20 protein-coding genes and 1 tRNA gene are annotated in these 24,739 nt (G+C 71.7%); 13 read left to right on the forward strand and 8 right to left on the reverse strand.

Annotation, left to right across the window (positions count from 1 at the left end):
* Window positions 1-1,136 (forward strand): class II fumarate hydratase (locus SD626R_RS14245; RefSeq protein WP_092566994.1); only part of this gene is annotated, 1,136 nt, incomplete at its 5' end.
* Between the two features lie 6 nt (window positions 1,137-1,142).
* Here SD626R_RS14245 and SD626R_RS14250 read toward each other — a convergent pair.
* Window positions 1,143-1,916 carry a DUF7847 domain-containing protein gene (locus tag SD626R_RS14250; protein WP_092566995.1) on the reverse strand — a complete coding sequence of 258 codons (774 nt, stop codon included), beginning with the start codon at window positions 1,914-1,916 and terminating at the stop codon, window positions 1,143-1,145.
* 213 nt (window positions 1,917-2,129) lie between these two features.
* Between SD626R_RS14250 and SD626R_RS14255 the strand changes: the two genes are divergently transcribed.
* Entirely contained in the window at window positions 2,130-2,624 is a 495-nt protein-coding gene (locus SD626R_RS14255) for a metal-dependent hydrolase (RefSeq protein ID WP_092566996.1), read from the forward strand.
* 119 nt (window positions 2,625-2,743) lie between these two features.
* On the forward strand, window positions 2,744-3,007 hold the full coding sequence (locus SD626R_RS14260; RefSeq protein ID WP_092566997.1) for a hypothetical protein: 264 nt from the start codon (window positions 2,744-2,746) through the stop codon (window positions 3,005-3,007).
* Window positions 3,008-3,094: 87 nt separating this feature from the next.
* Here the strand turns inward: SD626R_RS14260 and SD626R_RS16945 are convergent.
* Window positions 3,095-3,248 (reverse strand) — tRNA-Met (locus tag SD626R_RS16945).
* 164 nt (window positions 3,249-3,412) lie between these two features.
* Between SD626R_RS16945 and SD626R_RS14270 the strand changes: the two genes are divergently transcribed.
* Together SD626R_RS14270 and SD626R_RS14275 are read left to right on the forward strand one after the other, a co-directional pair.
* Window positions 3,413-4,741 (forward strand): DUF7115 domain-containing protein, encoded by a 1,329-nt coding sequence (locus SD626R_RS14270; RefSeq protein WP_092566998.1) that lies wholly within the window; start codon window positions 3,413-3,415, stop codon window positions 4,739-4,741.
* Window positions 4,742-4,832: 91 nt separating this feature from the next.
* On the forward strand, window positions 4,833-6,071 hold the full coding sequence (locus tag SD626R_RS14275; RefSeq protein ID WP_176697333.1) for a mechanosensitive ion channel family protein: 1,239 nt from the start codon (window positions 4,833-4,835) through the stop codon (window positions 6,069-6,071).
* A 53-nt stretch (window positions 6,072-6,124) separates the two neighbouring features.
* On the opposite strand, the gene SD626R_RS14280 is transcribed toward SD626R_RS14275, so the two are convergent.
* The 3 genes from SD626R_RS14280 to mutS all read right to left on the reverse strand — a co-directional run bounded on the left by SD626R_RS14280 (window position 6,125) and on the right by mutS (window position 11,280).
* Window positions 6,125-6,640 (reverse strand): hypothetical protein, encoded by a 516-nt coding sequence (locus tag SD626R_RS14280; protein ID WP_092567000.1) that lies wholly within the window; start codon window positions 6,638-6,640, stop codon window positions 6,125-6,127.
* A gap of 67 nt (window positions 6,641-6,707) precedes the next feature.
* Window positions 6,708-8,417 carry a DNA mismatch repair endonuclease MutL gene (mutL, locus tag SD626R_RS14285; protein ID WP_092567001.1) on the reverse strand — a complete coding sequence of 570 codons (1,710 nt, stop codon included), beginning with the start codon at window positions 8,415-8,417 and terminating at the stop codon, window positions 6,708-6,710.
* Entirely contained in the window at window positions 8,407-11,280 is a 2,874-nt protein-coding gene (gene mutS / locus SD626R_RS14290; RefSeq protein ID WP_092567002.1) for a DNA mismatch repair protein MutS, read from the reverse strand. Before mutS ends, mutL begins: the two co-directional genes overlap by 11 nt.
* A gap of 128 nt (window positions 11,281-11,408) precedes the next feature.
* On the opposite strand from mutS, the gene SD626R_RS14295 reads away from it, so the two are divergent.
* On the forward strand, window positions 11,409-11,972 hold the full coding sequence (locus tag SD626R_RS14295) for a J domain-containing protein (protein WP_092567003.1): 564 nt from the start codon (window positions 11,409-11,411) through the stop codon (window positions 11,970-11,972).
* A gap of 45 nt (window positions 11,973-12,017) precedes the next feature.
* On the opposite strand, the gene SD626R_RS14300 is transcribed toward SD626R_RS14295, so the two are convergent.
* Window positions 12,018-12,716, reverse strand: coding sequence for a molybdenum cofactor guanylyltransferase (locus SD626R_RS14300; RefSeq protein ID WP_092567004.1), 699 nt, complete (start codon window positions 12,714-12,716; stop codon window positions 12,018-12,020).
* 129 nt (window positions 12,717-12,845) lie between these two features.
* Here SD626R_RS14300 and pdxS point away from each other — a divergent pair, with 129 nt between their 5' ends.
* Window positions 12,846-13,754: a pyridoxal 5'-phosphate synthase lyase subunit PdxS gene (gene pdxS, locus SD626R_RS14305; protein WP_092567005.1), complete on the forward strand. Its 909-nt coding sequence runs from the start codon at window positions 12,846-12,848 to the stop codon at window positions 13,752-13,754.
* Window positions 13,755-14,031: 277 nt separating this feature from the next.
* Here pdxS and SD626R_RS14310 read toward each other — a convergent pair whose 3' ends face one another.
* Together SD626R_RS14310 and SD626R_RS14315 are read right to left on the reverse strand one after the other, a co-directional pair.
* Window positions 14,032-14,913, reverse strand: a complete 882-nt coding sequence (locus tag SD626R_RS14310; protein WP_092567006.1) for a homoserine kinase — start codon at window positions 14,911-14,913, stop codon at window positions 14,032-14,034.
* A 166-nt stretch (window positions 14,914-15,079) separates the two neighbouring features.
* Window positions 15,080-15,331 carry a DUF8006 family protein gene (locus SD626R_RS14315; RefSeq protein WP_092567007.1) on the reverse strand — a complete coding sequence of 84 codons (252 nt, stop codon included), beginning with the start codon at window positions 15,329-15,331 and terminating at the stop codon, window positions 15,080-15,082.
* A gap of 150 nt (window positions 15,332-15,481) precedes the next feature.
* Between SD626R_RS14315 and SD626R_RS14320 the strand changes: the two genes are divergently transcribed.
* The 6 genes from SD626R_RS14320 (at window position 15,482) to SD626R_RS14345 (ending at window position 24,671) form a co-directional block, all read left to right on the forward strand.
* On the forward strand, window positions 15,482-16,756 hold the full coding sequence (locus SD626R_RS14320) for a TIGR00341 family protein (protein ID WP_092567028.1): 1,275 nt from the start codon (window positions 15,482-15,484) through the stop codon (window positions 16,754-16,756).
* 175 nt (window positions 16,757-16,931) lie between these two features.
* Entirely contained in the window at window positions 16,932-19,133 is a 2,202-nt protein-coding gene (locus tag SD626R_RS14325) for a formate/nitrite transporter family protein (RefSeq protein ID WP_092567008.1), read from the forward strand.
* Window positions 19,134-19,224: 91 nt separating this feature from the next.
* Window positions 19,225-19,986 (forward strand): SIMPL domain-containing protein, encoded by a 762-nt coding sequence (locus tag SD626R_RS14330; RefSeq protein ID WP_092567009.1) that lies wholly within the window; start codon window positions 19,225-19,227, stop codon window positions 19,984-19,986.
* Between the two features lie 161 nt (window positions 19,987-20,147).
* Window positions 20,148-21,230: a TAXI family TRAP transporter solute-binding subunit gene (locus SD626R_RS14335; RefSeq protein ID WP_092567010.1), complete on the forward strand. Its 1,083-nt coding sequence runs from the start codon at window positions 20,148-20,150 to the stop codon at window positions 21,228-21,230.
* 97 nt (window positions 21,231-21,327) lie between these two features.
* Window positions 21,328-21,825 (forward strand): DUF1850 domain-containing protein, encoded by a 498-nt coding sequence (locus tag SD626R_RS14340; RefSeq protein WP_092567011.1) that lies wholly within the window; start codon window positions 21,328-21,330, stop codon window positions 21,823-21,825.
* Window positions 21,822-24,671: a TRAP transporter permease gene (locus tag SD626R_RS14345; RefSeq protein WP_092567012.1), complete on the forward strand. Its 2,850-nt coding sequence runs from the start codon at window positions 21,822-21,824 to the stop codon at window positions 24,669-24,671. Before SD626R_RS14340 ends, SD626R_RS14345 begins: the two co-directional genes overlap by 4 nt.
* Window positions 24,672-24,739: the final 68 nt, after the last annotated feature.

The following is a 24,739-nucleotide window of genomic DNA, read 5'->3' on the forward strand; positions in this document are numbered from 1 at the left end:
TCGACGTGTTCCAGACCGGCTCCGGCACCTCCTCGAACATGAACGCCAACGAGGTGATCGCCAACCGCGCCGCCGAGATCGCGGGCGCGGAGATCGGCGACCGCGTCGTCCACCCGAACGACCACGTCAACTACGGCCAGTCGAGCAACGACGTGATCCCGACCGCGATGCACGTCGCCTCGCTGGAGGCCGTCGAGAAGGACCTCGTGCCCGCGTTGGAGACCCTCCACGCCGAGCTCGAAGCCAAGGAGACGGAGTTCGACGGCGTCGTCAAGACCGGCCGCACGCACCTCCAAGACGCGACACCGATCCGGCTCGGCCAGGAGTTCGGCGGCTACCGGACGCAGGTCGCGAAGGGGATCGAGCGCGCCGAGGGCGTCCAGTCGAACCTCCGCGAGCTCGCGCTCGGCGGCACCGCGGTCGGCACGGGGCTCAACACCCACCCCGACTTTCCGGAGCTCGCCGCGGAGTACGTCTCCGACGAGACGAACACGACGTTCCGCGAGGCCGAGAACCACTTCGAGGCGCAGGCCGCCCACGACGCGATGGCGGAGGCGCACGGCGCGCTCCGCACGATCGCCGGGAGCATGAACAAGATCGCCAACGACCTGCGGCTGCTCGCCTCCGGCCCACGGAACGGATTGGGAGAGATCGAGCAGCCGGAGAACCAGCCCGGCTCCTCGATCATGCCCGGCAAGATCAACCCGGTCGTCGCCGAGTCGGTGAACCAGGTCCACAAGCAGGTCGTCGGCAACGACGCCGCGATCTCCGCGGGAGCCGCGCGCGGCGAGATCGACCTGAACCTCTACAAGCCCGTCATCGCGCACAACTTCCTCGAGTCCGCCGAGCTGCTCTCGAACGCCGCGGCGACGTTCGGCGAGCGCTTCGTCGCGAAGCTGGCGGCCAACGAGGAGCACTGCGAGACGCGCGTCGAGCAGTCGATGGCGCTGGCGACCGCGCTGAACCCCGCGATCGGTTACGACAAGGCGTCGAAGGTCGCGAAGACGGCGCTGAAGGAGGGGAAGAGCGTCCGCGAGGCCGCCGTCGAGGCCGGATACCTCACCGAGGACGAGGCCGACGAGGTGCTCGATCCCGAGGCGATGACGCGCCGCGTGATCCTCGGCGACGAGGACTGAGCGTCGCTAGAGCTTCGGCGTCTGCGACGCGTCGACCGGCTCGGCCGTCGTCCTGCTCGCGTTCGGTCGCCCGTCGCGCAGCTGGAGGTACGCCGACGCGATGATCCCGTAGTACGGGACGAAGAAGGCCGCAGAGAGGGCGACGGTAGCGAGGTCGGCGACGAGGGGCTCGCCGACGAGGCCGATCACGGACGTGACCCCGCCCAACACGAGGCCGAACACTCCGGAGAAGAACACGAGGACGGCGAGCTTGAGGCGGGAGCCGCGGGCGAGCCCCCAGCTCCGCTTGAGGCTCCCAATGACGCCGCCGTCCTCGACGGCGACGACGAAGACGAAGAACAGGAACGAGGCCGCGAGGAACAGCCCCGGGAAGAAGAGAAGGGCGAACCCGACCGTGACGGCGACGCTCACGACGATCCCACCGACCAGCGCGACGAGCGTGGCGCGCCCGAGGCGCTCGGTCAGCGCCGGGGGGAACGTCGACGCCCGGCCGAGCGGCTGGGCGAACGTCCGCGAGAGGACGACGAAGTACGCCGAGCTCACGAGGGTGAGCGCGACGAACAGCGCGATCCCAACGCCGCCGGAGACGGGGAGCACGAGCCCGGCCTCCCCGCTGAACTGCGCCGCGGCCTCTGGCGGGAGGAAGCCGACCACGGCGGTGTTGACACTGGTTTGAATCCCGAACTGGATGAGTAGGAGCCCGACGAAGAGGACCGCGCCGGCTCGGGTGAAGGTACGCCTGAAACCGTCGCTAACAGCACGGCTGAGTTGGAGGGCCATGTGAGGGAAACGTCTCGACGAATTCTAATAAAATAATCGAATCGACGCGGTGTTTCCGGCCGCGAGACTCGTTCCGCGACCGACGAGATCGTCGCTCGCGGCGAGTCGGTCACCGACGGCGAACCTGTTGATCGGATCGGCGTCCGGAGGCGACGCTCCTCGATCCACGCGTGGGCGCGTAACAGCCTTTTCAGTTGCCGTTGAAACACACGTATGTACCAGAAGGGTCACATCGGCGCGTCGCTCGTCGTCTACGCACCGTTCGGCTTCGTCCTCGCCGCGCTCGCCTCGATGGAGGCGGGCGCGATCGTCGCGGCGGCGGTCGCGTCGACGGCGATGATTCCGGACCTCGATATGAGGGTCCCGTTCGTGAAGCACCGCGGGATCACTCACACCGTGTGGTTCGCGCTCGCGGTCGGTGCCGTGTTCGGCGTCGCCGGAGCGATCCTCGGGCTTCAGCGCGGCGTCCTCGGTGCCGTGCTCTTCGGCGGGGTCGCGTTCCTGTTCGGCGCGCTGACTGTCGTCTCACACCTACTGGCCGACGCGCTCACGCCGATGGGGATCGAGCCGTTCGCGCCGGTGCGAGACGACCACTACACGCTCGACCTGTTCAGGGCCGCGAATCCGGTCGCGAACTACGCCCTGCTCGGACTCGGCGCGGTCGTCGCCGCCGGCGCGCTCGTCGCCGGGGCGGCGCTCCCGCTCTGAGTCGTGGAAGCGGACTCGCGACGCGCTACTCGGGGACCGGCCCGCGGATATGTTTAATTAATCTAATATGAGTGCAAGAAATGGTTGGTTATTTGTTAATGAGAGATGACAGATGACGTATGGCGTCCGGTGGTCGCGGCGGTGACGAGTACACGTACCCGTCGTTCGACGGGTATCAGCCCCCGCTCAAGCTCCTCGGTGGGAGCCTGTGGGCACTCGCTCTCGTTTCGATACTGGGGCTCTGGGTCCTCACGGACTTCGAGGTGTCACCCGCGACGACTGTCGGTCTCGCCGCCGTCGCACGCGCCTTCGTCGGCGTCGTTGTGTTCGCGGCCGCGTTCCCGATCGTCTTCCACCTACGCCGGACCGCGCGCCGGGCGTGAACGTTCGACGCAACGTGACTCGTGTCGAGTCCGCCCGACTCCTCGGCTAGAGGGGCTTACGACTGTCCATATTAACGATATGTTATATGGCCGGGGTGGGCTCCGAACCCACGATCTCCGCATGTCCCAGGTCCGAGGCTCGGCGGAGCCACGGGAAGGACGCGGACGCTTCCAAGGCGTCACCGCACCGAATCTCCGAACCCTATGAGTGCGGCGCTATGTCCAGCTAAGCCACCCGGCCTCACGCTTTCGTACCGCGATGAGACCCTTTAACCTTCCCATCCGTCGGAGGGGTGAGAGGCGGTGACAGAGGCGGCGGGCGTCCCGAGACCGGTCCCTCTTCGGGCCGAGGCGCTCGGACTCGGACCCCGCGGATTTATGCGTGACGGGGCGAATCCTCGGGGTATGAGCCTTCCCGACCTGCTCGCGGAGACCGTCGGTGACGAGGACGTCGTCGCCGAGGTCTCGCTCGGGGGAGACGACCGGCTCGCGGTCACGCCGACGCGGACGCTCGTCTATCGCGGCGACGGGCTGTTGTCGGACGAGACGGTCGCGGAGTACTCCCACGACGTCGAGCGCATCGCGGTCTCGACGGGCCGCCGCAAGGCGAAACTCACCCTCGGCTACGGCCTCGACGGCGACGAGACCCTCTCGCTGCCGGCGAAGCGCGCCGACGAGGCCCTGCACCCGATCCTCGCCGGCGTCCTCTCCGCGACCGGCGTCACCGACCCCGGCGAGTCCGTCCTCCGCACCTTCCGCTTCTCCGAGCTCACCCTCGTCGTCACCAGCGACCGGCTCGTCAAACACGTCGGCGCCGCGGTTTGGGACGAGGAGTTCGAGGAGTTCCCGTACGCCGACCTCACCGGCCTCGACTTCGAGGAGGGGACCGTCGCGACCGCGGTCGTCCTCGCGCACGGCGGCCGCTCCGAGCGCTTCAAGGCCCCGAACGAGTCCGCCCGCGCGGTCCGCGAGACCCTCGTCGACGCCGTCTGCGACTACCACGACGTCGACAGCCTAGAGGAGTTCCGCGTCGCCGTCGCCGACGACGAGCCCGACGAGGACGCGGGCGGCGACGGGACGACCGACTTCGGCGAGGGCCCCGACCCCCTCTCCCCCTCGCCCGTCGCCGACGCCGAGGCAGAGGGCGAGGCGGGCGGCCCCGAGGGCGCGGCGAGCGCGATGGACGACCCGCTCTCTGCAGGCGTCGGCGACGCGGACCCGTCCGCCGCGACCGGAGCCGACGACGAGTCCGGGACGGCGCCCGCGGGCGACGCGGCCGGGAGGCGAACCCGCGATCGCGTCGGTGGCACCGACGACGCCGGCACGGCGCGCGAGACCGCCGCCGGGACGGCGAGCGACGACGCGGTCGCGAAGGGGTCGAGCGAGTCCGATCCGCTGGGCGGGACCGCCGGGAGCGATCCGGTCGCGGAGACCGACCTCGCGGGCGACGCCGCGGACGGGACTCCCGGAGACCGAGGCCCGTCGACCGAGGGCGCCGCGTCCGGGGGAACCGCGTCGGGCGGGGTCGGGGAGCCGGCCGCGCGTGACGACGCGGCGGCCCCGACCGACGACGGCTTCGGCGGCTCGCCGTTCGAGAGCGCGGGCGTCGAGGGCGAGGACCTCGCGACCGAGGTGGCCGAGCTGCGCCGCGCCGTCGAGGAGCAGTCGGAGCGCCTCGACCGGCAGTCCGAGCTCATCGAGCGGCTGATCGAGGAGCTCCGGCGCGGGCGGTGAGGTCGGCGGGGTCGCCGGACGCCGAGCGCCGGCTCTCCGAACCGGGAACTGCAGGGAGTCATTTATAACGGAGCCGATGATAGCCCGGAGAGTGACCGCGCAACTCGGCCCCCGGATCGAGGCGACGCTCGGCAGCGTCGCGACCACGGAGGCCCGCCTCGCGCTGACCGTCGGCATCCTCCTCCTGACGACGCTGATCGGCTGGCTGCTGCTCCCGCGCGTCGTCGGCGCGGGCGAGCGGGTGGCCGCGGAGCGGCTGGAGCGCTTCCTCGACGGCCGCGGCGAGTCCTCGGTCGAGACGCTCCGCGAGGCGGTGCCCGTCTCGTTCGGCCTCCGAGCGTTCGTCGCCGTGCTCCAGCTCGGGCTGTTCGCGCTCGCCGCCGTCGCCGTGCTGACGCTGTGGGGGCGGTTCTCGGTGGTCGTCGCGGTCCTCCCGATCGCGGAGAACGCCGCGACCGTCGCCGGCCGGGCCCTCCTCTCGGTGCTGCTACTCGGCGGTGCCTACGTCGCGAGCGACGTGTTAGAGGAGTACGTCGCCGACCTCTCCGCCGACAGCGACCGCATTACGGCCCACCAAGAGCAGCTCCTCAGCCGGATCATGCAGGTCGGGCTGCTCGTGATCGCGGGCGTCACCGTCCTCGGGATCTGGGGCGTGAACCTCGGCGGGCTCCTCGTCGGGGCGGGTTTCCTCGGGATCGTGCTCGGGATGGCCGCCAGACAGACCCTCGGCTCGCTCATCGCCGGCTTCGTGCTGATGTTCGCGCGCCCGTTCGAGATCGGCGACTGGGTCGAGATCGGCGACGAGGAGGGGTTCGTCACCGAGATCACGATCATGAACACCCACATGCGGAACTTCGACGGCGAGTACGTCGTCGTCCCGAACGACCTCGTCACCAACCAGGCGATCACCAACCGGAGCCGCGAGGGCCGCCTCCGCATCCACATGGAGGTCGGGATCGGCTACGACGACGACCCCGACGAGGCCAGCGGGATCGCCGAGGACGTCTTGGAGGAGATCGACACGATCGCCAACAACCCGAAGCCGTACGTGATCCCGTCCGGCTTCGGCGACTCCGCGATCCTGCTCGACCTCCGCTTCTGGATCGACCCACCGACCCCGCAGGCGCGCTGGCGCTCGAAGGCGACTGCCGTCGAGCGGATCCAGGAGCGGTTCGCCGACGCCGGGATCTCCATCCCCTACCCCCAGCGCACCGTCTCGTACCCGCCGGAGACGGCGGAGGCGGACGAGACGGTCGAGCGCGTCGAGCGCTTCGACGACGAGGGCGAGGGGCGGGCCGGGGACGGGCGGGCGAGCGACCGACCCGCCTGAGGGCGCCGATAGAGCGTCGGAGCGGCACCCTGACGCCGCGACGCGAGCCCTCCTCACAGCTCCGCCGAATCGGTGTAGCCGCTCGGCAGTTCCGTGCCTCGCCCGGTGAACAGCCGCTCGAACCGACCGATCCGGTCCAGGATGTAGTCGAGCGCCGCGGCGAGCGAGTCGGCGCGGATCGACAACAGGTGACGGACCCCCCGGGCGCGGTCGGCGTGGTAGAAGCTCGTCTCGCCCGCCGGGTCCGTGTTCCGCTCCGGCATCACCACCAGCTCCTGTCTGGTGGGGGCGTGCCGGAAGACGAGGGCGTCGGTGAGCGTCCCGCTGCCGTACGTGACCACGTCGTGTCCGACCTCCCACTTCGGCGGCGTCTCCTCGGCGAGCGCGTCCGCGTCGACGACGTTCCGCATCGTCGTCGCCGTCGAGACGCCCGCCAGCGCCGACCCCCGTCGACCCCGGAGCCAGTCGAGCAGGCGCTCGACGAGGTCGCGGAGGCCGTCCGCCGCCGATCGAGAGCTAGACCGCTCCGCCGGTAGGGATCCCCGCGTCGGCTCGGTCGGCTCGTCCATACGACCACGCGCGTCCCGAGCGTGCTAATAGGTATCGGTCGTCACCGTCTCCACTCCGACCGTTGCCCTACCGGTCGCGACCGAACCCGGCCGCGAACGTCGCCGCGTCGACCGACAGGACCGTCGGGCGCCCGTGCGGGCACGCGTACGGTCGGTCGCACTCGCCGAGCCGGTCCAGGAGCGAGCGCTGCTCGCCGCGCGACAGCGCCCCGACCTCGCCGCGCGTCAGCGAGGGGTGACACGCCAGGTCGGCGAGCAGCGCCTCCCGAGCGTCACGCGGCGACTCGCCGCCCGCGAGCGTCGCCAGCGCGTCGCGAAAGGCGTCCGCGTCGGCCGCCCGCCCGAACGGCGCCGGGACCGAGCGCAGCCTCACAGTCCCGCCGCCGAACGGCTCCGTCTCGAAGCCGAGCGCGGCGAGCGCGTCGGCGTGGGCCTCCGCGGCCGCGGCCTCGTCGGCCGACAGCGAGACCGTCGCCGGCGGGTCGAGCGCGGCGGTCGGCACCGGCTCGTCGGCGAAGGCCCGCGCGAGCCGCTCGTAGTTCACGCGCTCGTGAGCGGCGTGGCCGTCGACGACGAGCAGTTCGTCGCCCGCCTCGACGAGGAGGTAGAGGTCGCGGAAGACGCCGATCGGCTCCGCGTCCGCGAACGCCGCGGGGGGCTCGCCCTCGTCGCCGCCGACCGGGTCGAGCGCGGAGTCGATCCCGGTGTTCACTTCCCCCTTCCGTCGGAGGTCGGCGCCCGTGAGCGCGTCGGCGACCGCCGACTCGACCGCGTCCGCGACCCGGTCGGCGTCACGCAGCCCGACCTCCCGCTTCGCGGGGTGGACGTTCGGGTCGACGCGGGCGGGCGGCACCGCGACGTCGACCGCGGCCACCGGCTCGCGGTCGTCCGGGAGCAGGCGCCCGTACCCGGCGCGGACCGCGGCCGCGAGCCGGTCGTTCCGCACCGGGCGCCCGTTCACCGAGACGCGGACGTGGTCGCGGGAGGCGCGCGTCACCGAGGGGTACGCGAGCGCGCCGGCGACCGCGACCGGAACGGACTCCCCGCCGTCGGTCCCGACCTCGACGCTCGCCGCGAGCTCGGTCGACCGGCTCGCGGTCTCGCGGTCGTACACGCCAAAGAGCGCGTCCGTGACGCCCGTCCCCGGCGTCGACAGCGTGTTCGAGCCGTCGTGTTCCAGTGCGAACGCGACCTCGGGGTTCGCGAGCGCGTAGTCCGCCACCAGCGACGAGACCCGCGCGAACTCGGCGGCCGGCCCCGCGAGCGACTCCCGGCGCGCGGGCCGGGTCGCGAACAGGTCCTCGACGACGACGGTGGTGCCGCGGGGGTGGCCGGCGTCGGAGACGGTCGGCTCCTCCGGGTCGGAGTCGCTCGCCGTCCCGTCGACGACCACGCGCGTGCCCGCGGCCTCGCCGTCGCTCGTCGTCAGTTCGAGCCGCGCGGCGTCGGCGATCGCGGCCAGCGCCTCGCCCCGGAAGCCGAGGGACGCGACGCCGACCGGGTCGCCGTCGGGCGCGAGCTTGCTCGTCGCGTGGCGCTCGACCGCGCGGCGAGCGTCCGCGCGGCTCATCCCCTCGCCGTCGTCGGCGACGCGGATCCGGTCGGTGCCGTCGCCGTCGACCGCGACATCGACCGAGGAGGCGCCGGCGTCGAGCGCGTTGTCGATCAGTTCGCCGACGACCCGCGCCGGGCGGGTGACCACCTCTCCCGCGGCGATCCGATCGACCGTGGCGGGGTCGAGCCGGCGGACGCGGTCTCCGCGCTCCTCACCCGCCATCGTCGAGCCCCGACTTGAGGTCGTGGAGGGCGTTCAGCGCCTCGATCGGCGTCATTCGGGCGAGGTCGAGGTCGCGGAGCTCGCTCGCGAGGCCGCTCCCGGCGTCGGCTCCCGCGTCGGCCGTGTTACCGGTGTCGTCGGGCGTCGCGTCGGTCGCGTTCGGGGCGCTCGCGCTCTGGCCGTCGGCGTCCGCGTCGTCGCCCGCGCCCTCCTCGGCGAGGAACTCGCGGAGCGAGGCGTCGTCCGATTCCGCCCCGTCGGGCGGCTCGGCCACCTCGTCGGGCGGTGCGTCCGGACTCCTCGATCCGCCTTCCTCGGGCGCGGTCCCGTCCCCGGACGGCTCGCCCTCGGAGGCGGCCACCAGCGACCGCGAGCGCTCGACGACGGGCGCGGGGACGCCGGCGAGCTCTGCGACCTCGACGCCGTACGACGAGGAGGACGCGCCGGGGACGACCCGGTGGAGGAACGTCACGTCGCCGTCCTCGCGCGTGGCGGTGAAGTGGAGGTTGAAGACGCGCTCGCGTTCGTCGGCGAGGTCGGTGAGCCCGTGGTAGTGCGTGGCGAACAGCGCGGTGGCGCCGAGCTCGTCGTGGACGAACTCGACGGCCGCGCGGGCGATGGCGCGCCCGTCCGTGGTGGCGGTGCCGCGGCCGACCTCGTCGAGGAGGACGAGCGAGTCCGGCCCGGCGTCGTGGAGGATCTCCGTCAGCTCGCTCATCTCGCGCATGAACGTCGACTGGCCGCCCGCGATGTCGTCGGAGGCGCCGACGCGGGTGAACAGCCGGTCGAAGACGGGCAGCGTCGCGGCCTGCGCGGGGACGAACGACCCGGTCTGCGCGAGCACGACCGCGAGCGCGACCGCGCGCATGTACGTCGACTTCCCGCTCATGTTCGGCCCCGTGATCACGGCGACCGACCCCCGGGGGAGGTCGGCGTCGTTCGGGACGAACGACGCCTCCGCGCGCTCGACGACGGGATGGCGACCCCCTTCGATCTCGATCCCGGCGTCGGGGTCGTCGGCGATCTCCGGGCGGACGTAGTCGCACTCGACGGCGACGGTCGCCAGCGACGCGAGCGCGTCGAGCTCGGCGAGCGCGTCCGCCAGCCCCTGGACCCGCTCCGTCTCGGCCGCGACGCGCTCGCGCACGTCGGCGAACAGCTCGTACTCCATGGCGTCGGCGCGCTCGGCGGCCCCGACGATCTCCTCCTCGCGCTCCTTGAGCTCGGGGGTCACGTAGCGCTCGCGGTCCTTCAGCGTCTGCCGGCGGCGGTAGTCGTCGGGGACCCGGTCGCGGTTGGCGTCCGTCACCTCGATGTAGTAGCCGTGGACCTGGTTGTGGCCGACCGACAGCGAGTCGATCCCGGTGCGCTCCCGCTCGCTCGCCTCCAAGTCGGCGACCCACTCGCGCCCCTCGCGCTCGGTGGCGCGGAGGGCGTCGAGGTCGTCGTCGAACCCCTCGCGGATCACGCCGCCGTCGGTGATCTCCGGCGGGGGGTTGACCGCGATCGCCTCGTCGATCAGCTCGCGGATCTCGGTCAGTTCGTCGAGGCGGTCGCGGAGGCCGCGGAGGTGGTCGGTGCGGGGGTGGTCGGCGTCGTTGTCGTCCGTCCCGTCCGCGTCGTCCCCGCCATCTCCCGCCAGCGTCGCCTTCAACTCCGGGACGACCGCGAGCGTCGCGTGCAGCGAGCGGAGGTCGCGGGCGTCGGCCCGCCCGCGGGAGACGCGGCCGACGAGGCGTTCGAGGTCGTAGGCGGCGCCGAGCGCGTCGGCGACGCCCTCGCGGACCAGCGTGCGGTCGGCCAGCTCGCCGACCGCGTCGTGGCGGCTCCGGATCGCGTCGGCGTCGACGAGCGGGCGCCGGAGCCACCGCTCCAGACAGCGCCGGCCGAGCGCGCAGCTCGTCTCGTCGAGCGCGTCGAACAGGGTGTCGCTCGCGCCCAGCCCGCGGTTCTCGAACAGCTCCAGGCTGCGTTGCGCGGCCGCGTCGAGCCGCAGCCGGTCGCGGGGGTCGTACCGCCGAATCCGGGTGACGTACGAGAGTGGGCCGTCGTCGCCCTGCGTGTACTCGGCGTATGCGAGCACGGCGCCGGCCGCCCGCAGTTCCGCGTCGGCCTCGAACCGGCGGTCGGGCGCCGGGAGGTACGGCTCTAAGCGCTCGGTCGCGGCGCGCCGCTCGAAGACCTCGGGGTCGTACTCGTGGACCGTCCAGCCGTTCTCGACGTCCGAGGGCTCGAACGCGGGGGCGTCCGGCCCCGCGATCAGCTCCGCCGGCGCGATTCGGTCGAGCTCCCCGGCGACCGCGTCGCGGTCGCCCGACGTGACGAGGCACTCGCCCGTGGAGACGTCGACGGCGGCGAGGCCGACGGTCGGGGAGCCCGGGACGTCTCCGCCGCCGTCACTCCCCTCGCCTCCGGCCGCCACCGCCGCCACGTAGTTCGTCGTCCCGGCCTCCAGCAGGTCGTCCTCGACGACGGTGCCGGGCGTTATCACCTCGGTGACGGCGCGGTCGACGAGGCCGGACGCCTGCTCGGCGTCCTCGACCTGGTCGCCGACGGCGACGCGGTAGCCCGCGTCGAGCAGCGATTCGAGGTAGGGGGCGGCGTTGTCGATGGGGATCCCCGCCATCGGGTAGTCGCCGGTGGAGTCCGAGCGCTCGGTGAGCGTCACTTCACAGACCCGCGCGACGACCTCGGCCGCCTCGCAGAACGCCTCGTAGAAGTCGCCGACCTGGAACAGCACCAGGGCGTCCTCGTGGGCGGCACAGAGGTCCGCGTACTGCGAGAGCATCGGCGTGAGCTCCCCGCGGGCCTCGGCGATCCCGGGCGGAAGCCCCGTCGCGACCGCTCGGTCCGGGGTGGACATACCGCGAACCGGGGCGCCCGCGGGCATAAACGGTACGGAGGGCGGCGGGCGCGAGAGGAGCCCGCCGAGCGGGGGCGCGCACCGCGGGCCGCCGGGAGCCTTACAACGATGGACGCCTCAGTACGCACGTGACGAACCGGACGATCATCGTCGGCATGGCGGCGACGTTCATCGGGCTGACGGCCCTGCTGCTCGTCGCGGGGGTCGTCGTCTCGCCCGTCCTGCTGGCCGTGGCCGTCCCGTTCGGGGTCGTCGCGTACTTCCTCTGGTACCACGCCAGCGGGAAGCTCCGCGACCGGGTCCGCCGCGAGGCGGCGCGGGCGGGACCGGGGGAGCGCGAGCAGGCGCGGCGCCGCGCCCGCACGGCCGAGCACCGCCGGTCCGCGCGTCGGACCGCGGGCGCCACCGACGGCGGGTTCGGCGGCGCGGCCGCCGGCGGCTCCAGAGGCGCACGCGGTCCCGGCAGGGGCGCCGCGGGCGGGCGACGCGACCCCCGAGACCGAGCGCCGCGGAGCCGCGGGATGACCGAGCGCGACGCGTACGAGGCGCTCGGCCTCGACCGGACCGCGGACCAGGAGACGATCCGCGAGGCCTACCGCGAGCGGGCGAAGCGGCTCCACCCCGACGGCGAGGACGGCGACGAGGAGGCGTTCAAGCAGCTGAACGAGGCGTACGAGCTCCTGAAGGACTGAGCGGCGTCGGCGCCGACTCCGGGGGCGGGGTCGTCGGGCCCGTCGTCACTCTCGCCCGTCGTCGTCGCCCGTCCCGAGCGCCTCGGCGATCGCGGCCTCGGCCTCGGCGAGCTCCGCCCGCGTGTTGACGTTCGTGAACGTCCGTTCCGTCGTCCGCGAGCGGATGGTCTCGTCGCCGACGACGACGCGGTCCAGCTCGTCGAGCGCCGCCACCACCTTCCGGTCGCCGCGGGCGAGCGCGCGGTCACAGGCGTCGGCCGTCGCGTCGGCGCGGTAGACGGCCTGCGTCGTCTGGAGCCAGCGGTCGTCGAGCCGCGGGACCGCGGCGTCGCGCCCCGCGGCGTCCCCGCGGAGCGAGGCGAGGAACGCGGGGTCGACGAACGGGGTGTCGCAGGCGACGACGGCGACGTACTCCGACCGGGCCGCCCGACAGGCGTTGCGGATCCCGGCCGTCGGCCCGAGGCCGGGCTCGTCGTCGAGCGCCCACGTCACCGGGAGGGGGATTCCCTGCAGCGCCGCCGCGATGGCCTCGCGCTGGTCGGGGCGACAGTTGACCGCGAGCTCGTCGACGACGGGATCGCCGCCGGCGGCGCGGGCCGCGCCCGGCGGGACCGGGTCGTCCGTCCCCGCGAGCCGGTCCGCGACCCGGCGGATCATCGGGACGCCGGCGAGCTCGGCGACGGCCTTGTCGCGGTCGCCGAAGCGGGTCGAACGCCCGCCGGCGAGGACGGCTCCGGTAGTCACGGACGGGTCTCCGCCGGCCGAGGACTTCGGCGTTGCGGTGGCGACGGAGCGGCGATCACGGCGACCCCGGACGCGTCCCGTTCCGGCCGAAAGCGACCCGTTAAGTGGTCGGCGACCCATGGATCTCGTATGGCAGAGGACACGGATCTCGAGGGGCTAAAGCGCGGGACTGACCTGGTCAAGCGCGGCTTCGCACAGATGCAGAAGGGCGGCGTCATCATGGACGTCGTCAACCGCGAGCAGGCCCGGATCGCCGAAGACGCCGGCGCGGTCGCCGTGATGCACCTCGAATCGGTCCCGGCCGACATCCGTAAGCGCGGCGGCGTCGCTCGGATGGCCGATCCCGGGAAACTCGAAGAGATCATCGAAGAGGTGTCGATCCCGGTGATGGGGAAGGCCCGGATCGGCCACACCGCCGAGGCACAGATCCTCGAGGCCGCGGGCGCCGACATGGTCGACGAGTCCGAGGTGCTGACGCAGGCCGACGACCGCTACCACATCGACAAACGCGAGTTCACCGCTCCGTTCGTCTGCGGGGCGCGGAACCTCCCCGAGGCGCTCCGCCGCATCGACGAGGGCGCGGCGATGATCCGCACGAAGGGCGAGGCGGGAACCGGCGACGTGAACCAGGCGGTCACCCATCAGCGCAACATCCAGCGCGCCATCGGCCAGCTCGAGGGGATGGCGTACGAGGAGCGCGACGAGTGGGCACGCGAACACGGCGCTCCCAGAGAGCTCGTCCACGAGACGGCGGACCGCGGTCGCCTCCCGGTGGTCAACTTCGCGGCCGGCGGTATCGCGACGCCCGCCGACGCCGCGCTCATGATGCAGCACGGTTGTGACGGTATCTTCGTCGGGTCCGGCATCTTCGGCGCGGAGAACCCCCCGGCGATGGGCGAGTCCGTCGTCGCAGCGGTCAACAACTACGACGACCCCGAGACGCTCAAGGGGATCGCGAAGAGCCCGGGCAAGGGCATGAAGGGCCAGTCGAACGCCGACATGGCCGAAGAGGAGAAGCTGCAGGGCCGCGGCGTTTAAATAGCGGGTTTCCCGGTTCCTGCGTTCGGTCGCTTTTGAACGGGTGTCGGGTGCGTGACGATGTGGTAAACCGTTTGCAAAGCCCCAGCCGCTCGGCAATACGTCGTCGCAGCCGTTGTGACAGAGACCACCTCCAAAGCCCCAGCCGCGACGACTCGCGCGGCTCGCTCCTCCCTCGCGCGTGCTCCTCGCGCCCGAGGGGCGCTCGGAGGCGCACGCCACCGCAGTTCTATTTATGAAGAATTCTCAGCCGCTCCGTCGGCCACTCGCCTCGTCCCTACTCCTCCAGTACCGTCGACCCCTGCCCGATCCGGGTCTGGTAGGCGCGGGCGTCGATCCCGGCCTCGGAGAAGGCGTCGAGCATCGCGGCGGCGACCCCTCGTCGACGGTCCTCGCGGCAGACGGCGATGGTGGCGGGGCCGGCCCCGCTGACGGTGACGCCCGCGGCGCCGGCGTCGAAGGCGGCGGCGCGCACCTCGTCGTACCCCGTGATCAGGCGGGCGCGCTCCGGGGTGACCACGGGGTCGCTCATGCCGGCGCCGACGAGGGCGGGGTCGGAGCGGCACATCCCGATCGCGAGCGTCGCCGCGTTGCCGACGGTCTCGACCAGGTCCCCCATCGGCGCGCTGTCGGGGACTACCCGGCGCGCGTCGCGAGTGGAGACGGCGACGTCGGGGAGGCAAACGACGAGCGGGACCGCGGCGTCGACCGCGTGGGTCGCCTCGCTCGTCGTCACCGTGAACCCGCCGAGGATCGAGGGGGCGACGTTGTCCGAGTGGGCGACGCCGGAGACGACCGCCTCGCCCTCCGCGGCGATGGGGACCAGCTCGGAGCGGGAGAGCCCGCGGCCGTACAGCCGGTTGAGCGCGACCGCGGCACCGGCGGCGCTGGCGGCCGAGGAGCCGAGCCCGGAGGCCGGGCGGACCCCCTTGTCGATGTGGATGTGGGCGGGCGCGTCGAGGGCCTCGACGACCGCGCCGACCGTGTTCTTCTCGGGGTCCTCCGGGATGTACTGCGCGCCGACGCCGGTGACCTCGATCGTCGTCTCCGCCGCCTTCTCGACGGTGACGACGTCCGCGGGCCGCGTGAGGGCCGCCCCGAACACGTCGAACCCGCTGCCGAGGTTCGCGCTCGTGGCGGGTGCCCGTACCGTGACCATGGCGGGGAGTGTCGCCGGGGGTGCAAAAAGGAGCGGGATCGAACGGCGGCGGCGGGAGCGACCGCCCCCGGCCGCGCCGCTTTAGAGTCAGGGAAGCGGAGGGAACGAGGGGAACGCGGGCGGGAGTAGAGACTCGGGCGGCGATCGACGGCGTCTCGCGCGCCGGTCAGCCGTCGGCCATCGTCCACAGCAGCGTCCCGATGAGGATCAGCGGGATGCCGATCAGGATGTACGTCTTGGGCATCGTCGTGTAGGGCGAGACGAGGAAGATGAGCCCGAAGCCGCCGAAGACGGAGGCGATCACGCGCTGGGACTTCAGCGGCGCGGCTCCGAGCAGCGAGAGGATGAACCCGAGCAGTATGACGTGCCCGAGATGGTAATCGAGCAGGAACGTGTCGATAGCCAGCGGCGAGAGCATTCTTGTCCGAAGGTGCGAGGGATTCGCGCATTAAAGTTCCGTTTCTCGCGAGACCGGCGGGGCCCGGTCCGTCCCGGCGCGGCCCGTGCGTCCCACCGCCCGTTATAAGAACCGGCGGCGTGACCGCCCACCGTGCGACTCGTTCAGGTCATGATCCCGGCCGGGAAGCGCGCGGCCGTCGTGCGGGCGCTCGACGAGGAGGGCGTGGACTACGTCGTCACCGACGAGACGAGCGGGCGCGAGTACACCGCGGTCGCGACGTTCCCGCTCCCCACCGCCGCGGTCGAGCCGGTCCTCGAACGCCTCCGCGAGGCGGGGATCGACGAGAGCACCTACACGGTCATCGTCGCCGCCGAGACCGTCATCTCGCGTCGGTTCGAGGCGCTGGAGGAGGAGTACGCCGAGGACTCCGACCGCGGCGGCAACCACATCTCCCGGGAGGAGCTGCAGGCGAAGGCCGACGACCTCGCGTCCGGCTTCGGCACGTACGTGTTGATGACGGTGATCTCGGCGGTGATCGCGACCGCCGGCCTCCTGCTCGACTCGCCGGCGACCGTGGTCGGGTCGATGGTGATCGCCCCCCTGATCGGCCCCGCGATGTCGGCCGCGATCGGGACCGTCGTCGACGACGAGGAGATGTTCCGGCGCGGCGTGCGGATGCAGGTGCTCGGGGTCGTCGTCGCGGCCGCGGCCGCGACGGCGTTCGCGTTCGCGGTCCGGTCGCTGGCGCTCGTCCCCCCCGGTATCGACCCGCTCGAACTCGCCGAGGTCTCCGAGCGGCTCGCCCCGAACGTCCTCGTGCTCGTCGTGGCGATCGGCGCCGGGATCGCCGGGATCGTCTCGCTGATGACCGGCGTCTCCGCGACGCTGGTCGGCGTGATGATCGCCGTGGCGCTCATCCCGCCGGCGGCCGCCGTCGGCATCGGGATCGCGTTCCAGATCCCCCGGCTCGTGGTCGGCGCGGGCGTGATCGTCGCGGTGAACGTCCTCTCTATCAACCTCTCGGCGCTGGTGATGCTGTGGTACAAGGGGTACCGGCCCCAGCGGTGGTTCCGCGAGGACAACGCCCGCGCGGCCTTCCTCAAGCGCGTCGCGGTCCTCGTCGCCGCGATCGCCGTGCTGTCGGTGTTCCTCGGCGGCGTCACCTACGAGTCGTACGTCGCCTCGACGACGGAGTCCGACATCCGGACCGCCGTCGGCGACGAGCTGGCCGCGATGGAGCCCGCGACGGAGTTGCTCGAACTCGACGTCGAGCGCGGCGGGACGGTCCCGCCGCTCGACACCGAACGCGTGGTGGTCACCGTCGGGGCGCCGCCGGGCGCCGGTATCGAGGGCGTGGCCGAGGCGCTCGACCGCCGGATCGAGGCCACGATCGGCGAGGAGGTGCGGGTGGAGGTGCGGCTCGTGACCGTCGAGCGCGCCTGACGCTCGGGGCTCGTTATCGATCGAGCGGGCCTGAGGCTCGGGCGCTCGGCCCCGACCGCCGGGCGTTCGCCCGGAACCGCACGCGTTCTCGCGCCGAAACGCGACGTTTGACGCTGCTGGCGATCGCTGGCGCGAGAGAAAGTACTTTTTAAGGCCGCCACAGACGGTAGGCACAGTGACCGATTCGACAGAGCCCGACGACGACTCGATACGCGAGGTCGTCGAGCGCTCGCAGAGCGGGGCGCCGGCGGTCGGCGAGGCGGTCCGGGACCGCTTCTCGTCGGACGAGGTGTTCCAGCGGATCATCGCCGCCGCCGACGAGGAGGTGACCTCCGGCGGGCGCGAGCTGTTCTTCAGCGGCGTCGCCGCGGGGCTGGCGATCACGATCACCTTCATGCTGTACGCCTCGCTGACGGCGTCGACCGACGGCCACCCCATCCTGAGCGTCCTGCTGTACCCGCTCGGGTTCGTCTACATCATCATCGGCGGCTACCAGCTGTACACGGAGAACACGCTCCCGCCGGTCGCGCTGACTCTCGAACGGCTCGCGAGCCTCCCGACCCTGCTCCGCCACTGGACCATCGTGCTCGCGGGGAACTTCACCGGCGGCGCGTTCGGGGCGGTCGTGCTCTCGTACGGCGGCGTCTTCTCGGGCGACACGGTCGACTCGGCGATCTACATCTCGTCCGGGGGGCTCGACGTCGGCTTCTGGCCGCTCTTCTTCAAGGCCGCGATGGCGGGGCTCATCGTCGCCGGCGTCGTCTGGGTCGGGTTCGCCTCCACGAACTCCGTCACCCGCCTGCTCGTCGTCTACCTCGCGTTCCTCGCGATCCCGCTCGGGGACCTCTACCACGTCGTCGTCTCCTTCACCGAAGTGTTGTACCTGCTGTTCGCGCAGCGGCTCGGGCTGTACGACGGCGGGATCACCCTCGTCGGCGGGCTCGGCGAGTTCGTCCTCCCGGTGCTCCTGGGCAACACGATCGGCGGGGTGGTCCTCGTCACGCTGGTGAACTACTTCCAGACCAGCGAGGAGCGGCTCGAAGAGGCGCGCTTCGAGGGGATGACCCGCCGGCTGACGGTGCCAGAGTGGGCGCTCGGCCGGGCCGCGGGGCGCTCGTACGTCCCGATCCTGGACGCCACGGAGGCGACGCTGTTCGCCAACGAGGGGTACCGGATCATGGTCCCGATCACGAACCCGCGGACCGACGGGCCGATCGTCGAGCTCGCGAGCCGCCTCGCCAGCGACCACGAGGACGGGCTCGTCCACATCGTCCACGTCGTGCAGGCGCCGGAGCGGATGTCGCTGGCGGCCGGCGCGGGCCGGATCGCGGACGTCTCGGAAGAGGGGATGGAGGGGCTTCGCGAGACCGCGGAGGGACACGGCGTCGACGTCTCGACGTCGACCGTCGTCTCGCACCGCTCGTTCGAGGAGGTGTTCAACATGGCCCGCCGGACTCGCCCGGAAGCCGTGTTGATGGGGTGGGGCGAGGACCAGCTGTGGAGCGCCGCCCGCGCGGAGCGCCCCGTCGACGAGCTCACCAACCAGCTCCCCTGCGACTTCCTCATCCTGAGCGAGAGCGACTTAGACACCTCGAAGGTCCTCCTCCCGACCTCCGGGGGCCCGGACTCGACGCTCGGCGCGGAGGTGGCGGGCGTGCTCTCGCGGACCGCCGGCGCCGAGGTGACGCTGTTACACGTCGTCGACGGGGCGGGGGAGCGCGCCGCGGGCGAGGAGTTCCTCGCCGGGTGGGCGACGGAGCACGGCCTCGCCGACGCGCGGCGGGTCGTCGACGACGGCGGCGACGTCGAGGGCGCCATCGCGCGGGAGGCGGCGGAGAGCACCCTCGTCGTCATCGGCGCGACGGAGAAGGGGCTCCTCTCGCGGCTCGTCTCGGACTCGCTGCACCTCGACGTGATCCACGACGTGGACTGCTCGGTGCTGCTCGCCGAACGCCCCAGCAGCCGCTCGATCCGCGATCGGCTGTTCGGCTCGGGACGGCGGGTCACCGGTCCCCCGGACGGGGGGGTCGAACGCGATCCCGACGCGTCGCAGGGGGCGGCGCTCTCGGGACCGGACGACTCCGGTCCCGCGCCCCTCGCTGTCAGCGGTTCGGACGGGGAGGGCGACGAGTCCGCCGAGGCGGACGCCGACTCGACGGTGATAGCCGACCACGACGACCCGGAAGACGGGGAGGGAGACCGCGAGGCGGCGGACGACGGGGGCTCGGACGCCGAGGGCGGAGAGGGCCCCTCGCCGGAGCGGTCGGTCGTCACGGACCACGACGACCCGGACGACGAGGAGGCGGACGAGGCGGGCGGCGAGACGGGCGACGCGGAGGCGAACGACCGGAACGACGAGACGGACGACGCGGCGTGATCGCCCCCGTCGCGGGGCGGTGCGCGCGATAGCGCAAACGGCTGTTTGTCTCACCGGCGGCTTATTACGGTCTCCGGGCGACGGGGCGGGTATGGATCGAAGACTGGCGACTGCGGTCGGGATCGCGTTACTCGTCGGGCTGGCGGGCTGTGCGGGGCTCGCCGGCTCGACCGGCGACGCCGGGGCGGGCGCGAGCGCCCCGGGCGAGGAACCGGCGCTCGACAAGAGCATCGAAGTGACCGCGACCGGCGAGGCCACGGCCGAGCCGGACCGCGCCACGCTGGTTGTGGCGGTGACCGCGACCGGCGACGACTCGGCGGCGGTCCGCGACGAGCTCGCCGCCGGCGACGAGTCGCTCCGGGCGGCGCTGACCGACTGGGGCCTCGGCGAGGACGACGTCCGGACCGAGCGCTACGACGTGCGCGAGTCCTTCGAGACGCGGGAGAACCCGAACCGAACGACCTACCAGGGCGTCCACAGCTACGAGGTCACGGTCGACGACGTGGAATCGGTCGGCGAGGTCGTCGACGTCGCGATCGACGCGGGCGCAGACGAGGTGGAGCGGATCGAGTTCGGGCTGAGCGAGGAGCGCGAGAACGAGGTGCGCTCGGCGGCGATCGAGAACGCGATGGCGAACGCCGACGACGACGCGGCCGTGTTGGCGAACTCCAGCGGACTGGCGGTCACCGGGGCGTACAGCGTCTCCACCGCGGACGGCGGGGTGACGCCGTACCGCGTCGCCGAGGCGGCGGCCGGGGGTGCCGACGGCGGCGACGCCGCGACCGGGATCGAGACCGGCGACGTGAGCGTGCGCGTCAGCGTCAACGTCGTCTACGGCGCCGAGCAGGCCTGAGGCGGCGAGGGGGGCCCGCGGACCCGTCGATCGGCGGCGGGGATCACGGGCGGTATCGAGGGAATCGTATGATTTCTGAGGGATCGTACGTATATATAGCGGTCCCTTTCGATCCGGATTCCACCGACAACTACATACGGAAGCGATCAGATTACGGAAACATGCCGGACGATTACAACATCGACAGCATCGATCGTCGTCAGATTCTGAAGGGAACCGCGGCCGCGGGCCTGATCGGCCTCGCCGGTTGTTCGGGAGACGGCGGCGACGGCTCGGACGGGAGTGACGGCTCGGACGGCTCCGACGGGTCTGACGGCTCCGATGGCGACGACGGGATGGACGGTGACGACGGCTCCGACGGGTCCGACGGCTCCGACGGCGGCGACTCCGAGTCGCGCCTGAGCTGGCACGCGGGCGGGACCGGCGGGACCTACTTCCCGCTCTCGAACGAGTTCAAGACGATCGTCGACGCCAACACCGACTTCACGCTGAACGTCCAGTCCACGGGCGCGAGCGTCGAGAACGTCGGCAGCCTCGCCGACGGGTCGGCCGACTTCGCGCTGATCCAGAACGACATCGCCTCCTTCGCGAAGAACGGGACGGGCATCGACGCCTTCCAGGACAACGCGATCGAGAACCTGCAGGGCGTCGCGACGCTGTACCCGGAGACGATCACGCTCGTCACGCTGGCTGAGAGCGACATCTCCTCCGTCAGTGATCTGAGCGGCGCGACGATCAACACCGGCGACCTCGGGTCGGGGACGCAGGTCAACGCCCAGCAGATCCTGGAGTCGCTCGGGATCTCCGACTACAACGAGCAGAACGCCGGCTTCTCGCAGGCGTCCGAACAGCTCGCCAACGGCGACATCGACGCGGCCTTCGTCGTCGGCGGCTGGCCGGTCGGCGCGATCGAGGAGCTCGCGAACACGAACGACGTCGAGATCGTCCCGATCGCGGGCGACAACCGCGAGGCCGTCAAGGCGGACGCCTCCTGGTTCGCGAACGACACCATCCCCGGCGGCACGTACAGCGGCGTCGAGGAGGACGTCGAGACCGTCGCCGTGCAGGCGATGATCGCCACGAACGCCGAGGTCCCGGCCGACACCGTCGAGACGGTCACCGCGGCCATCTTCGACAACCTCGACGAGCTCACGATCAAGACCGACTTCATCACCGTCGACAGCGCGCAGGACGGGATGTCGATCGAGCTGCACGAGGGCGCCGCGGCCTACTTCGACGCGTAGAGGCTCGAAGGCTCCCGGACGCGGGTCGCCCGCTCCGCCTATTTACGAACGGCTCGCGAGTCGCCCGAACTCAACGCCACACGAAACACCCGAACACATGGGCCGCCTTTCTCAGTCGAACGTCGGCGCGGCGATCCTCGCGCTGGCGGTGCTCGCGTTCGTCGCCGTCGCGGTGACCGCGCCGATCGGGGCCGCCCTCGTCGTCGAGGACGTCGAGACGGGCGAGCGGTACGTCGCCGAGCCGGTGAACGACGGGAGCACGGTGGCGCTCGAATACACCCACAGCGTCGAGAAGTCCCGCGTGTACGACGAGTACCGCGTCGACGGACGGACGCTCGTGAACACGCGGATGGAGTTCGAGTCCTACGGCTGGGGGCTCCCCGCGCGGGTCAACGTCACGAACGTGAACGGGACGCTCGTCTACGACCCCGCGGAGCCGATAACCGAGCTCGACGAGCTCCTCGTCTCGCCCGGCCGGATCGCCGGCCACGAGCTGATCGTCGACGACCGGCGGTACGACCTCGTCGCGGTGACCGACGGCAACGACGTGAGAATGCACATCGAACGACGGTCGCTTCTCGAGAGGATCCAATGACCACGACCAACCGAACCGACGGCGGTATCGACGACCCGAACGACGGCGGCTCGGGGGGACCACCACCCGGCGGCTCCGGCGGCGGTCCGGGCGGAGAGGAGCCGCCGGAAGACGCCGACGAGGAGATCTCCCGCGAGGAAGCGGACGAGCTGATCCAGGAGATCGAGCGCCGCCGCTCGCTCCGGGGCGTCGCCGCGGTCGCGGTCGCGGTCATCGGGATCGCGTTCTCCGTCTTCCAGCTGTTCCTCGCCGCCCGGAGCTACACGTTCACGGTCTGGCTCCCGACCGTCGAGGTCGCGGGAATCTCGATCGCCCCCTGGCAGATCTCGCTCCAGCTCCTGCAGGCGAACGCGATCCACGTCGCCTTCGCGCTCGTCCTCACCTTCCTGCTGTTCCCGGTCAGCACCGGCGACGGGATCTTCGCCCGCAACCTCGGGCGGGTCGTCCCCGCGGCGTCGCGCCGCCTCGGCGAGCGCAGCCCCGTCACGCGGGTGCTCGAAGGGGTTCGGGCGGGCGTCCGCTGGGCCCTCCTCGACCCCGAGCGCGAGCGGGTGACCCCGGTCGACCTAGCGTTCGTCGGCGTGGCGTTCCTCTCGGCGTTCTACTTCCTGACGGAGTTCTCGGAGATCCAGAACATGCGCGTCTTCGGGGTCGACTCGGGGCGCCCGGTCACCGAGGTGTACGCGTTCCTCCAGCCCCTGCTCGGCGGCGTCCCGTTCGTGAGCGAGTACTCCTACGCGATGCTCTTGGGCGTCGCCGGCGTGCTGTTGGTGTTGGAGGGCACCCGGCGGACCCTCGGCCTCCCGCTGATGATCATCGTCGCCACGTTCATCGTCTACGCCCGGTGGGGGTACCTCATCAGCTCGGGCACGCCCTTTATCGGGCTGCTCGCGATCCCCGAGCTCACGTGGCCGGACATCGTCCAGAACCTCTGGTACAACACCGAGAACGGGGTGTTCGGCATCCCGGTGACGGTGTCGGTGAGCTTCATCTACATCTTCATCCTGTTCGGCTCGTTCCTGGAGATGAGCGGGGCCGGGCAGTGGTTCATCGACCTCGCGTACGCGCTCACCGGGGGTCGCAAGGGCGGCCCGGCCAAGGCGAGCATCCTCGCAAGCGGGTTCATGGGCACCATCTCGGGGTCGTCCATCGCCAACACGGTCACGACCGGCGCGTTCACGATCCCGCTGATGAAGCGGTCGGGCTACTCGCCGGAGTTCTCCGGGGCCGTCGAGGCGTCCGCCTCCTCCGGCGGGCAGATCCTCCCGCCCGTGATGGGAGCGGCCGCCTTCCTCATGGTCCAGTACACGGCGACGCCGTTCGCCGACATCATCATCATCGCGACGATCCCGGCGATCGTCTTCTTCTTCGGCGTCTGGGTGATGGTCCACCTCAAGGCCGTACAGGAGGGGATCGGCGGCGTCTCCGGCGAGGACACGGTGAGCTTCTGGAGCCACCTCAAGCGCGGCTGGTTCTACCTCCTCCCGATCGGGCTCCTCCTCTACTACCTCATCATCGAGCGGCTCTCGGTCTCCCGGTCGGCGTGGTTCACGCTCGTGGCCCTCGTCGGGCTGATCGCGCTCGTCTCGGCGTACAGCGAGGAGACGCGGCTGCGCCTCCTCGCCGTCTTCGCGGCGATCGTCGGGATCGAGTTCGCGAGTCACGCGCTGGCCGGCGTGAACGTCGGCGGCCTCCTCGCCGGGTCCGGCGGTGCGGGCCTCCCGCCCGCCGAGGCGGCCACCGCCCTGCTCGCGGGGATCGAGTGGTACGCGATGCTCGCGGGAGCGCTCACGCTGCTGTCCAAGCCCGACCTCGACGCGTCGCTGCTCGACCTGAACCCCTCGGTCCGGGACACCGCCGAGACGATCGGCGACCGGACCGGCCGGGACTTAGAGGACAGTCAGCCGTTCAAGCTCGGCACCTTCGTGGTCACGTCGATGGAGCAGGGCGCGCGCACCGCGGTCCCGGTCGTCGTCGCGGTCGCCGCCGCGGGGATCATCCCCGGCGTCATCAGCGTCTCCGGGCTCGGCCCCAACCTGACCTCGCTGCTGTTGGCGCTGTCGGGCGGGTCGATCGTGATCATGCTGCTCGTGACGGCCGTGTCGAGCATCATCCTCGGGATGGGGATGCCGACGACGGTCACCTACATCATCCTCATCTCGATGCTCGCGACGCCGCTCGTGGAGTTCGGCATCCCGCTCCTGGCCGCCCACCTGTTCATCCTCTACTTCGGCGTGATCGCGGACATCACCCCGCCGGTGGCCGTGGCGGCGTACGCCGCGAGCGGGGTCGCCAAGTCCGACCCCTTCGAGACCGGCGTGAAGGCGTTCTCGCTGTCCCTGAACAAGGCTATCGTTCCCTTCGCGTTCGTGCTCGCGCCGGGGATCGTCCTGCTGCGCGAGAAGGCGAACGCCGCCGACCTGCCGCTGCGCGAGCGGTACCGCGTGATCGGCTTCGAGGACCTCGCCGAGCTCTCCTACTCGGTCCCCGAGGTCCTCGTCCCCGTCGTCGGGGTCTTCCTCGGGGTGATCGCGCTCGGCGCGACCGTCATCGGGACGCTGTACACGCGCGTCGGCCGGGTCGCCCGCGGCGCGTTCGCCCTCAGTTCGCTGCTGCTGATGGCGCCGGGGCTCCTCTCCGAGAGCGTCTTCGACACGCTCGGGCTCGTCGGTGTGAGCGTCTCGGTCAACGCGCTCCTGCTCGACCTGACGCTGCGCGGCGCCGGGCTCGCGCTGTTCGCGCTGCTGGCCCTGCGCAACCGTCGGAAGGCCGACTTCGAAGGCGACGAGGGAGCCGGAACCGGCGCGGACCCGGCCGAGGTCGCCTCCGGCGCCGACTCGGCCTGATCGCGGTCGGAGAATCGGGCCGAGCGGGGCGACGCGGCGACCGTCCGAGCGGAGCGACCTACCGGTGC

Source organism: Halorubrum sp. SD626R, from assembly GCF_001261915.1.
Taxonomy (GTDB): domain Archaea; phylum Halobacteriota; class Halobacteria; order Halobacteriales; family Haloferacaceae; genus Halorubrum.

Bases quoted from the DNA above. Each gene is read 5' to 3' on its own strand.
- mutL (WP_092567001.1), bottom strand. From the start codon at position 8,417: ATGGCGGGTGAGGAGCGCGGAGACCGCGTCCGCCGGCTCGACCCCGCC.
- SD626R_RS14250 (WP_092566995.1), bottom strand. From the start codon at position 1,916: ATGGCCCTCCAACTCAGCCGTGCTGTTAGCGACGGTTTCAGGCGTACC.
- SD626R_RS14315 (WP_092567007.1), bottom strand. From the start codon at position 15,331: ATGCTCTCGCCGCTGGCTATCGACACGTTCCTGCTCGATTACCATCTC.
- SD626R_RS14335 (WP_092567010.1), top strand. From the start codon at position 20,148: ATGCCGGACGATTACAACATCGACAGCATCGATCGTCGTCAGATTCTG.
- SD626R_RS14330 (WP_092567009.1), top strand. From the start codon at position 19,225: ATGGATCGAAGACTGGCGACTGCGGTCGGGATCGCGTTACTCGTCGGG.
- SD626R_RS14255 (WP_092566996.1), top strand. From the start codon at position 2,130: ATGTACCAGAAGGGTCACATCGGCGCGTCGCTCGTCGTCTACGCACCG.
- SD626R_RS14280 (WP_092567000.1), bottom strand. From the start codon at position 6,640: ATGGACGAGCCGACCGAGCCGACGCGGGGATCCCTACCGGCGGAGCGG.
- SD626R_RS14270 (WP_092566998.1), top strand. From the start codon at position 3,413: ATGAGCCTTCCCGACCTGCTCGCGGAGACCGTCGGTGACGAGGACGTC.
- SD626R_RS14340 (WP_092567011.1), top strand. From the start codon at position 21,328: ATGGGCCGCCTTTCTCAGTCGAACGTCGGCGCGGCGATCCTCGCGCTG.
- SD626R_RS14260 (WP_092566997.1), top strand. From the start codon at position 2,744: ATGGCGTCCGGTGGTCGCGGCGGTGACGAGTACACGTACCCGTCGTTC.
- SD626R_RS14310 (WP_092567006.1), bottom strand. From the start codon at position 14,913: ATGGTCACGGTACGGGCACCCGCCACGAGCGCGAACCTCGGCAGCGGG.
- SD626R_RS14345 (WP_092567012.1), top strand. From the start codon at position 21,822: ATGACCACGACCAACCGAACCGACGGCGGTATCGACGACCCGAACGAC.
- SD626R_RS14320 (WP_092567028.1), top strand. From the start codon at position 15,482: ATGATCCCGGCCGGGAAGCGCGCGGCCGTCGTGCGGGCGCTCGACGAG.
- mutS (WP_092567002.1), bottom strand. From the start codon at position 11,280: ATGTCCACCCCGGACCGAGCGGTCGCGACGGGGCTTCCGCCCGGGATC.
- pdxS (WP_092567005.1), top strand. From the start codon at position 12,846: ATGGCAGAGGACACGGATCTCGAGGGGCTAAAGCGCGGGACTGACCTG.